Source organism: Flavobacterium sp. GSP27, assembly GCF_003970395.1.
Lineage (GTDB): Bacteria > Bacteroidota > Bacteroidia > Flavobacteriales > Flavobacteriaceae > Flavobacterium.
Map to the genome: position 1 here is coordinate 16939 of NZ_RYDP01000022.1, position 10784 is coordinate 27722.

At 35.3% G+C, this 10784-nt stretch carries 10 protein-coding genes, 2 tRNA genes and 1 pseudogene; 10 read left to right on the plus strand and 3 right to left on the minus strand.

From position 1 onward, the window contains the following. Nucleotides 1-65: 65 nt before the first annotated feature. The 3 genes and pseudogenes from EKM05_RS14720 to EKM05_RS13995 all read left to right on the plus strand — a co-directional run. Nucleotides 66-167, plus strand: a pseudogene (locus EKM05_RS14720) (RNA polymerase subunit sigma-70); the annotation flags it as partial. After that, entirely contained in the window at nt 154-651 is a 498-nt protein-coding gene (locus EKM05_RS13990) for a hypothetical protein (RefSeq protein ID WP_126556268.1), read from the plus strand. The pseudogene EKM05_RS14720 and the gene EKM05_RS13990, both read left to right, overlap by 14 nt. Nucleotides 652-692: 41 nt before the next feature. Beyond that, nucleotides 693-1259, plus strand: a complete 567-nt coding sequence (locus EKM05_RS13995) for a DUF4252 domain-containing protein (RefSeq protein WP_126460802.1) — start codon at nt 693-695, stop codon at nt 1257-1259. 172 nt (nt 1260-1431) lie between these two features. Here EKM05_RS13995 and EKM05_RS14005 read toward each other — a convergent pair whose 3' ends face one another. Further along, a complete protein-coding gene (locus tag EKM05_RS14005; RefSeq protein ID WP_126556271.1) occupies nt 1432-1938 on the minus strand; it encodes a tetratricopeptide repeat protein in 507 nt (168 codons plus the stop codon). Between the two features lie 1102 nt (nt 1939-3040). On the opposite strand from EKM05_RS14005, the gene EKM05_RS14010 reads away from it, so the two are divergent. The 7 genes from EKM05_RS14010 (at nt 3041) to EKM05_RS14040 (ending at nt 10470) form a co-directional block, all read left to right on the plus strand. Continuing rightward, the gene (locus EKM05_RS14010) at nt 3041-3436 is read left to right on the plus strand and encodes a hypothetical protein (protein WP_126556273.1); all 396 of its coding nucleotides are present in this window, start codon (nt 3041-3043) and stop codon (nt 3434-3436) included. A 171-nt stretch (nt 3437-3607) separates the two neighbouring features. Next, nucleotides 3608-4690, plus strand: a complete 1083-nt coding sequence (locus EKM05_RS14015) for an efflux RND transporter periplasmic adaptor subunit (RefSeq protein ID WP_126556276.1) — start codon at nt 3608-3610, stop codon at nt 4688-4690. Between the two features lie 42 nt (nt 4691-4732). Beyond that, the gene (locus EKM05_RS14020; RefSeq protein ID WP_126556278.1) at nt 4733-7903 is read left to right on the plus strand and encodes an efflux RND transporter permease subunit; all 3171 of its coding nucleotides are present in this window, start codon (nt 4733-4735) and stop codon (nt 7901-7903) included. Further along, the gene (locus tag EKM05_RS14025) at nt 7896-9329 is read left to right on the plus strand and encodes a TolC family protein (RefSeq protein WP_126556281.1); all 1434 of its coding nucleotides are present in this window, start codon (nt 7896-7898) and stop codon (nt 9327-9329) included. The genes EKM05_RS14020 and EKM05_RS14025 overlap by 8 nt, the downstream gene beginning before the upstream one ends. Before the next feature lie 169 nt (nt 9330-9498). Continuing rightward, nucleotides 9499-9870: a hypothetical protein gene (locus EKM05_RS14030; protein WP_126460844.1), complete on the plus strand. Its 372-nt coding sequence runs from the start codon at nt 9499-9501 to the stop codon at nt 9868-9870. After that, a complete protein-coding gene (locus EKM05_RS14035) occupies nt 9861-10178 on the plus strand; it encodes a hypothetical protein (protein ID WP_126556284.1) in 318 nt (105 codons plus the stop codon). Before EKM05_RS14030 ends, EKM05_RS14035 begins: the two co-directional genes overlap by 10 nt. Further along, on the plus strand, nt 10171-10470 hold the full coding sequence (locus EKM05_RS14040; RefSeq protein WP_126556287.1) for a hypothetical protein: 300 nt from the start codon (nt 10171-10173) through the stop codon (nt 10468-10470). Before EKM05_RS14035 ends, EKM05_RS14040 begins: the two co-directional genes overlap by 8 nt. Before the next feature lie 115 nt (nt 10471-10585). Here EKM05_RS14040 and EKM05_RS14045 read toward each other — a convergent pair. Next, a tRNA-Leu gene (locus tag EKM05_RS14045) sits at nt 10586-10668 on the minus strand. A gap of 42 nt (nt 10669-10710) precedes the next feature. Continuing rightward, nucleotides 10711-10783, minus strand: a tRNA-Lys gene (locus EKM05_RS14050). Between the last annotated feature and the right edge of the window lies 1 nt (nt 10784).

Here is a 10784-nt window from a genome sequence, read left to right on the forward strand (position 1 = left end):
TATTTTATGTTTTTTTGTTGCAAAAATAAATAGGATTCATCTTAATAGTATAACTCGTTTGATTTTTAATGGATATGAAAGAGTACGCAATCCGGGTGTCACTTTCCCGGGCACGAAAAACGATTAAAGAATTTATGATACAAATACACAATTATGGAATCAAATAAAGTCGAGGGTTTATTAGAAAAATACTTTCAGGGAGCGACCACTTTAGTCCAAGAAAAAGAGTTACGGGATTATTTTTCGTCTCAGGATGTTGCTTCGCATTTACAACAGTATGCTTCATTATTTGACTGTTTTGCTGTTGCAAAAGAGCAGCAGAATATGAATAAAACTCCAGTATTTGAAGTTGTTATGGCTAAAAACAAGAATAAAAAAGGGAATTTAGGCTGGGTTTCTATTGCAGCTTCAGTTGTTGTTTTGATGGGAATAGCAACGTATGTCCTTTTTGATTTGGATGCTACAAAAGAAAATACAAATTTAGGAACCTATGAAGATCCTGAAGCCGCTTTTAGGGCCACTCAAAAAGCATTGTCATTATTATCCAAGAATGTGAATATTGGCATAAAAAGTGTACAATACATTGAAGAATATCAAACCGTTAAAAACAGGGTTTTTGTAAGCGCTAAAAAAGAGTGGAAAAGATCCTAAAAATCAAACTAAGAATACTAACAATAAAATAATTAAATAAAATGAAAGCAACCATTCAAAAAAGTATCAATAGGAGTTTTAGCAAAAAGTGTCTGATCACTTTAGTATTTCTAGTTATTTCGAGTCCATTTTTTGCGCAAGCAGTCTTTGACAAATTTGACGGACAAGATGATGTTACGTCCATTATAGTCAATAAAAAAATGTTCGACTTGATGAGTAAGGTCAAAGTAGATGCTTCTGATAAAGAAACGCAACAGTACCTGAGTTTGATAAAAAAATTGGACAACCTAAAAGTTTTTACTACAAAAAGTACCAGAGCAGAGGGAGAAATGAAAGCTGCTGCAGAGAAGTACATCAAAACAGCGGGATTAGAAGAGTTGATGCGCGTGAATGAAAACGGAAGGAATATAAAAATTCTGGTAAAATCAGGAACTTCAGATTCTCAAATTAGAGAATTGCTGATGTTTATTGAAGGAGCTAAAAATGAGGATACAGTGCTGATGTCATTGACAGGAAATTTTGATTTGAATGAAATTTCAGTTCTTACCGATAAGATGCGAATTCCAGGAGGTGATGACTTAAAAAAAGCAACTAAAGGCAGAAAATAAGAGGAACCCAACCAGCGTAATGATTATGATGAGCGTATTGCAACAATCGAACATTGATTTAGAACAATTGAAGCCGCTATAGCAGTTCATGAAATAAACAGAGTTATATCTATAAAAAAAAGCGTCTTGATGTTGTAATCGAGACGCTTTTTTTATGCCTATTTCAAGAATATTATTTGCAAAACATTTTTTTATTTTTAACGGCACTTTGGCTTCCTAATTTAATGGCTTTGGTGAAATCAGCGCACGCATTTTTTTTATTTTGAATGTGAATATTAGATAACCCTCTAAGATTATAGGCAATGTAGTCTTTAGGATTTAACGTGATAGATATCGTGCAATCTTCAATGGCTCCCGTATAATTTTTAGCCTTGTAATTGATGTCAGCCCTGGTGGTATAAGCATCTCCTTTTTTAGGTTCAATGAGGATGGTTTTATTGACATCATCTAACGCCCCTTTTATATCGCCTGATTTTTGTTTCAAAAGGGCTCTGTTTAAGTAGGCTTCAGCAAACAATGGATCAGCTCGTATGGCTTTAGTATAATCAGCAATAGCGCCTTTTAGATTGCCTGTTTCTGCTTTTTTTAAAGCTTGGTCAAAAAATTCGTAGGCAATTGGACTCTGACTCCAGCCAGTTAAGGAACTTAATAATAATGCAAGAAAAATTAATTTTTTCATAAAAATTTTAGGTTTCAAATTGGGAGAATTTATTCAATTATTAATTAGATATCTATTATTTAAAGGTACAATTCTTTTTATTTATTTTGATAACGAATAGAAATCGATTTTATTTTAAAAGCGTATTTAAGATTGTTTCTAGGCCAGTTTTAAAAAGTATGATTTTGGATAAAAAAGTATTTGATGTGGATCACTGCAATTAAAATTGTGTGCAATAATTTAGTTGTATAACGTATTAATTTTTTAGGACTCTTATTACTACCAATAGTATTTAATTTGTCATTTTTACAAAAAAGAAATCACACAACTAAAGTTTTTTTTAATAAGATTAAATCTTATTAAAAATGATAAAAAAGCTAAATTTTATCGATGAAAGCAAGTTCGTTACAAGCGAAGGACTGTCTTAATAATATATATGCAACCCGTTAAACTCTCTTTATAACGGTATTTTCATAAATCAAATGGAATTGCTGAGAAGTTAAAATAAAGAATAACAACTAAACATCAGGTAAATTTAGTATTGAAAACCAAAAGGTAATTTTCCGTTGTTGTCTCTGTTTATTCTTTACAATAAATATTTGTTTTCCTTTATCAAGAGGTAAAGGACTTATTAAATAGCGCCAATTGTAATCTTACGACCGGCCTTATGCATACATGTTTTGTAGAAGTATGGATTTTTGATAAACAATAGAAACTCTTACATTGTTTAAAAATCACATTCACCAATGTATATGTGGGGTTTTACAGCGGATTTGGGAGTTTTTTTGTCAGTGGTATTCCCTTTTTTTTCTTTCAGTATTCGTATTTTGATGAATTTAATTTGCTGAAAATAAAAATCAGGACAATGTAGGGTATTGATTTTAAGCGATAAATATACAATTGGCATGAAAAATTAAAATTGGTTCATTTCTTTTCCGAAGGACGAAATGTACGGCGTAATGTGTAATATTTACAATTGGTTGAGTGCTAGATCTTTTCTGGTTTTTACATTGTAATAATAAAATACCAAGCTTTTGACTGAAAACGTTTTCGTCCTTTTTTTTTGTTAAACATAATTAATTTCTTTTATTTCGATCTTTACTTTTATTACTTTTGGCGCCCAATGAAAGTAGTTGTATTTTTCTTATACTTATGTTTCCACCTGTTAGGTGGAGAAAATTATGCTCATGCAGCAACGCATGATAGTCGTGTAAGCAACGCTTTAACGTCAAGCAGTGTAAAAAATGGAGAAGTAAGATTTGCTAACAACGATTATAGCAATAGTAAAGTTATTTCAGCTGGTTTTGAATTAGAAGAGGAGTGCTTCAGCGGTGAAAATCTTAAAAATAAGGATTCAGATAATTTTTTTACTAATAAAATAGACTTGACCAGAAGCTGGTATTTGTTGTTTTCCTGTCAGCCTGTTTTAAATTATTATACCAAGAATTTTAAAATCTTCGCCCCATTTTGTGGCCAATCAAATCCTATTTATATTAGTCAGGGTGTTTTAAGAATTTGATAATTACTTCACGTCAATTTCCAAAGTTTAGATCCTTACTTACCTCGTGAAAATATAGCATCTTATTTTTCGGTATGGGAATACAGATACTTTTCAGGAAGCTGATGACTTTTTACGTCTAAAGGAATTCTTAATTCCAAGTATCAAATCGCTTAATTTCCATTTTATATTATGAAAAGAATACTCGTTTTCACGGGCTTAATTGCCTTGTTGTGCCTTACAGGCTGTACAACTAAAAAAGAAGAAAAAGAAGAAGCTGAAAAATTTACAGTAACAAATCCAATAAAAATAGATACTTCGTATACCAAGGAATATGTTTCGCAAATAAAATCTGTTCGAAATATTGAAATCCGAGCACAAGAAAAAGGGTATCTGCAAAACATCTATGTGGATGAAGGGCAGTTTGTGAAGGCAGGTCAGTTATTGTTTAGAATCATGCCAAGAATTTATGAAGCTGAACTGCAAAAAGCAAAAGCGGAAGAAAAAGCTGCACTAATCGAATTACTGAATGCCAAAACCTTGGTGGATAAAAATGTGATTTCAAAAAACGAGCAAGCGATGGCACAAGCTAAACTTGAACAAGCTAAAGCCGAAGTGTCACTGGCAAAAATTCATTTGTCATTTACCGAAATCAGAGCGCCTTTTGACGGTACCATTGACCGCATTCCTTTGAAACTAGGAAGTCTTATTGATGAAGGTGAATTGCTGACAAGCCTTTCTGACAATAGTCAGATGTTTGCTTATTTTAATGTTTCGGAACCGGAATATATCGATTATCAAACCAATTTAAAAAATCGTGCCGAAACAAATGTAACGCTAATTTTAGCGAACAATCAACCCTTTAAATACAGAGGAAAAGTTGAAATTATTGAAAGCGAATTCAATAACGAAACTGGGAATATTGCTTTCCGAGCAAAATTCCCTAATGGAGATAAACTGTTAAGAAATGGAGAAACAGGGGAGGTTCAGATGCTGGTTCCGCTTCGAAATGCCATTGTAATTCCGCAAAAAGCAACGTATGAAATTCAAGATAAGAAATATGTTTTTGTGGTCGATAAAAATAATAAAGTGCGATCCAGGGAAATAACTATAAATAGTGAAATGCCAGACTTGTATGTCGTAAGCAGTGGTATTTCGGAGAATGATAAAATCGTGTTAGAAGGGGTTCAAAAAGTAAAAGAGGAGGACAAAATCAAGTATGAATATCTAGCACCTAATGCGGTTCTGGCTCATTTGCGATTAAAAGCGGAATAACTTCGTAATTCCAATTTGGTTTAATCATTAAAAAATAAATAGATGTTTAATAAATTCATTGAAAGACCAGTTCTATCGATAGTAATATCGCTAATAATAGTCTTTTTGGGCGCCTTGGCTTTAACAAATTTGCCAGTGACTCAATTCCCTTCAATTTCTCCACCAAAAGTCAATATAACCGCCGATTTTCCTGGCGCTAACGGTGAACTGATGATCAAATCAGTAATTATTCCGTTAGAAAGAGCCTTGAATGGTGTTCCAGGAATGAAATATATGACTTCTGATGCGGGTAATGATGGAGAGGCTAGCATACAAGTAATATTTAATTTAGGTACAGACCCAAATCAAGCGGCAATAAATGTTCAAAATCGGGTTGCTTCGGTAGTTAATAAATTACCGCCATTAGTGGTAAGAGAAGGTTTAAAGATTACACGTGAAGAATCGAGTATGCTCATGTATGTAAATCTTTATAGTAAGGATAACAATACCGATCAAAAATTTCTTTACAACTTTGCCGAAATTAATATCCTTTCCGAATTGAAAAGGGTAAATGGAGTAGGGTTTGCTGATGTTTTGGGTACGCGTGAGTACGCCATGAGAATTTGGTTGAAACCCGACAGAATGTTGGCCTATAAAATCTCTACAGATGAGGTTATGGAAGCATTGGCCAATCAAAGTTTGGAAGCATCTCCTGGTAAAACCGGGGAAAGCTCCGGTAAACGATCTCAGGCATTTGAATATGTATTGAAATATTCTGGGCGATTTACTACAAAAGAGCAATACGGAAACGTTGTTTTACGAGCTAGCGCTGACGGTGAAATTTTACGATTAAAAGACGTTGCTAATATTGAGTTTGGAAGCTCCATGTACGATATTTACTCGAACCTAAACGGTAAGCCTTCTGCTGCAATTGTATTGAAGCAATCGTACGGTAGTAATGCCAGCCAGGTTATTAAAGAGGTAAAGGCAAAATTAGCTGAAATTAAGAAAAATTCTTTCCCGAAAGGAATGGATTATGAAATAAGTTATGACGTTTCTAAATTTCTGGATGCTTCTATCGAAAAAGTAATTCACACTTTGGTTGAAGCCTTTATTCTGGTGGGATTGGTTGTGTTTTTGTTCTTAGGAGATTGGAGATCAACTATTATACCGGCAATTGCAGTGCCAGTTTCACTTATTGGAACTTTTGTTTTCATGCAATTCTTTGGAATTTCGCTCAACCTTATTACTTTGTTTGCATTGGTATTAGCGATCGGTGTCGTGGTTGATGATGCTATTGTGGTGATCGAAGCCGTGCATGCCAAGATGGAAGAAGAACATCTTTCAGCCATAAAAGCTACAAAAAAAGCGATGCATGAAATTGCGGGTGCTATTATTGCTATTACCTTTTTGATGGCTGCGGTATTCATTCCAGTTGCTTTTATGTCAGGCCCTGTGGGGATATTCTATCGTCAGTTCTCCATCACTATGGCTACTGCAATTATTCTATCTGGTATTGTGGCGTTAACGCTTACACCGGCACTTTGTGCGATGATGTTGAAAAATAATCATGGAAAGCCTAAAAAGAGAACTCCAGTAAACAGATTTGTAGATGGATTTAATACTACGTTTAATACTACGGCTGGAAAGTATCAAAATGCGTTGAGTCGTATCATTAACAGAAGAACCATTACTTTTATAACCCTTGTAGGTTTCTGTATAGGAACATGGGTAATAAGCAGCAACGTACCTTCTGGTTTTATTCCAAATGAAGATCAAGGAATGTTTTATGCTATTATTCAAACCCCTCCAGGTTCATCATTAGAAAGAACCAATAGTGTTGCAGAAAAACTTCAAAAGATCGCAGAAACTGTCGAAGGAGTCAAATCAGTTTCTGCTTTGGCAGGTTATGAAATTCTGACAGAAGGTACCGGCTCTAGCACCGGAACTTGTTTGATAAACCTTAAAGATTGGAGCGATAGGAAAAATGCAGTACAAGAGGTTATGGCAGAATTAGAAGAAAAAGCTAAAGACATTCCCGGTGCTAATATTGAATTTTTCCAGCCGCCTGCTGTCCCTGGGTATGGAGCTGCAGGAGGGTTTGAACTTCGTTTGCTTGACAAAGCAGGTTCAGGGGATTATAAAAAAATGGAAACAGTGAATACTGAATTCGTAAAAGAATTGAATAAACGTCCTGAGCTAGCTTCGGTATTTAGCTTTTACAGTGCCAGTTTTCCGCAGTTTATGATGAAAGTTGATAATGATTTGGCACAGCAAAAAGGTGTGTCCATTGATAATGCCATGAATACGTTATCTACACTAGTGGGAAGTAACTATGAAATTAGCTTTATTAAGTACGGATTTAATTACAAAGTAATTGTGCAGGCAGCTCCTGAATACAGAGCTTTGCCGGAAGATATTTTAAAATTGTATGTAAAGAATAACCGAGATGAAATGGTCCCATTTTCTGCTTTCATGAAGCTGGAAAAAGTATATGGATTGTCGGAAATTACACGGCACAATATGTATACTTCTGCTGAAATAAGTGGAGCCGCAGCTGAAGGTTATAGTAGTGGTGAAGCCATTAAAGCGATTCAGGACGTGGCAGAGAAAAAACTGCCTAGAGGGTATGGTATTGACTGGGCGGGAATTTCTGCCGATGAAGTAGCGCAAGGGAATCAGGCCATTTGGATCTTCCTGATTTGTTTAGGTTTTGTATACTTAGTTTTAGCAGCACAATATGAGAGTTTTATTTTGCCATTATCGGTGATTCTCTCTTTACCAGCCGGTATTTTTGGTGCGTTCCTTTTATTAAAGCTAACAGGCTTAGAAAATAATATTTATGCTCAGGTAGCTATGGTCATGCTTATTGGTTTATTGGGTAAAAATGCCGTTTTGATTGTCGAGTTTGCTATTCAAAGACATGCAGCAGGAAAATCAGTGCTCGAAGCAGCGATGGAAGGTTCTAAAGCTAGGTTTCGCCCTATTTTGATGACTTCATTTGCCTTTATTGCAGGTTTAATTCCTTTGGTGTTTGCCTCTGGACCTGGTAAAATTGGTAACAGAACTATTGGTACTGCCGCAGCTGGTGGTATGCTTATAGGAACAATTTGCGGTGTATTTATTATTCCTGGGTTGTACTACGTTTTTGGTAGAATCGCAGAAAAATACAAGCTAGTAAAAAAGGAAAAAGAAAATCCATTAACGGAAGAAATTGATAATAATCATGTATAAAATCAAGTTGTATAAATATAGTATCTCGTTAGGTGTTTTCCTGACGGTGGTAAGCTGTAAAGCTCCGACAATAGCTACTTTAGAGGTCAATCGCCCTATTCCGGAATCTTTCGGCAGTAATGGAGATTCCACGAATATGGCTGCTATTCAATGGGGTAATTTCTTTAAAGACAAAAACCTGATAGCTTTGATTGATACAGCGCTCCAAAATAATCAGGAGCTGTTGATCACTTTGCAGGAAATTGAAATTGCAAAGAATGAAATCCGAATCAAAAAAGGGGCGTTGTTTCCAACAGTTGGTTTACGGGCTGGCTCCGGAGTTGAAAAGGTAGGACGGTACACCAGTCAAGGAGCTGGTGATGCAGCTACAGAAATTGTTCCCGGCATTGAAGTTCCAGATGCGCTAAAGGATTATACCGTGGCTGCTTATGCAAAATGGGAAGTAGACATTTGGAAGAAATTGCGCAATTCTAAGAAAGCTGCTGTGAGCAGGTATTTATCTACTGTAGAAGGGAAAAATTTTGTGATAACAAACCTTATCGCTGAGGTTGCAGATTCGTATTATGAATTACGATCACTCGACAGCCAGTTGGGAATTGTAAAACAGAATATCAACTTGCAAAGTAATGCCCTGGAAATTGTCAGAATTCAGAAACAAGCCGCTAGGACTACTGAATTAGCTGTTCAAAAGTTTAAAGCGGAGGTATTAATTTCCAGAAGTATGGAATTTGATATTCTTCAGAAGATAAAGGAAACGGAGAATAGGATTAATTTTTTGCTGGGACGCTATCCACAAGAAATAGCGCGGGATAAAAGTGATTTTTTAAGTTTACTACCTTCGGGAATCAATTCGGGAATTCCATCACAATTATTAGCGAATCGTCCGGATATTAAACAAGCAGAATTAGAATTAGCTGCCGCAAAGCTGGATGTGAAAGTGGCTCGGGCGGAATTTTATCCTTCTCTTGATATCACGGCAGCATTAGGAATACAGGCATTTAAGCCTTCTTATTTCTTTAAGTTCCCGGAATCAGTACTTTATTCGCTCGCGGGTGATATTGCTGGACCACTAATCAATCGGAACGCGATTAAAGCCGAGTTTTACAACGCCAATTCAAGGCAACTTCAGGCGATGTATAATTATCAGCGTACGCTTTTAAATGCGTATCTGGAAGTATCTAATCAACTTTCTAGAATTGGTAATTTGGAGAAGAGTTATAATTTAAAATCACAACAAGTAGATGCTCTTAACAAGTCTATAGATATAGCAGGTGATTTATTTAATTCTGCCAGAGCCGATTATTTTGAAGTTTTGATGACGCAACGTGATGCGCTGGAATCTAAACTCGAGCTTATAGAAACTAAAAAAGCGCAGCTTAATGCCGTAGTCCATGTTTACAGGGATTTAGGCGGCGGTTGGAAATAAAAAAACAAATTAAAGGTAAGAGCCAGTTCATTTTGACTGGCTTTTTTTTGGTATAAATAGTAATTTATGCGAATCAAGGGTTGAAAAAGAAAGAAATATCTGTTTAAAAATTAGATTAATAAGCTGATAATCAGTATATTTATAGTATATCTAACGCACATTTAAATATATGATTAATCAGCCTAAAGCCCTAAAATTAATAAAAATCTACTCAATAATCTGCGACAGATTTGAAAAAGATTTAAAATATACTTGCGAACGTTTTAGCAACAATGATAAGCAAGATTTAACAGACCAAGAAATTATGACCATTTATCTATTCGCAGTTCAAGAAGAACAACGCTTTAGCATCAAACAGATTCACAAATATGCTTGTGATTATTTGATTGATTGGTTTCCAAAACTCGGTTCATATACTGCTTTTCTAATCGGCTTAACCAATTGTCGGAAGCTTTTAGACGTTTTACATCTTCGTTGTTTGAAGATTTTATACCCTCTGACTGTTTTGCTGATCAAAGTTTACTGGATTCAATGCCAATAATCACTTGTTCTGGAAAGCGTAATGCAAAAGTAGCTAAAGAACTGACCGACAAAGGATATTGCTCTACTAAAAGCTTGTATTATTATGGTGTGAAATTACACGCATTGGCTTTTAGACGTTTAGATAAAATCCCTTTTCCTGAGGAAATTCAAATAACTCCAAAAGAGCGTTTGGATGCAATTATTAAATTACTGCCTTATGTGATACCTAAAAATTCACATATTGAAATTGATAGCCCAGCACATCATTTCCAGCAAATGAATTTAACAATAATTGAACAAACTTTAAGATTAGAAGAGCATGGCTAAAATAAAAATATCTAATTTAGATGACCTAGAGCAGTTGGTTTTAAATCCTAAAGTATCGAAAAAAGATAAATTCCGAATATTTGTGCAGGCTCTACGATCATTCCCCATTGTATTCATTGAGATTAATGGCATTGAGGATGGCAACAATTTACTTATTCCCAGGATGCTGACAATAATTAGAGAGATACGGGATGATCCAACTGCATCGAGTTACTCAGGGCTAACGGTAACGTTCTTGGAACGGGATAAGGAAGCCCCTCCAGCAGATGCAATAATTGATTTTATAGATTAAAGAAAAAACCCGATACGAAAACTAAATTGTATCGGGTTTTTTATGCTTAAAATAATGATTAGCGATTAAATAGCGACTAAAATACCTGTAACTATCTAATAATCAATGTTTATAGTGACCACGGTGGGATTTGAACCCACACGCCCTTGCGAGCACCAGCCCCTCAAGCTGGCAAGTCTACCGTTTCTCCACGTGGCCTTATAAAAAAAAAGGTCCAGTAATAAATTACTCGACCTTTTGTGACCCGACTGGGGCTCGAACCCAGGACCCCATCATTAAAAGTGATGTGCTCTACCAACTGAGCTATCGAGTCA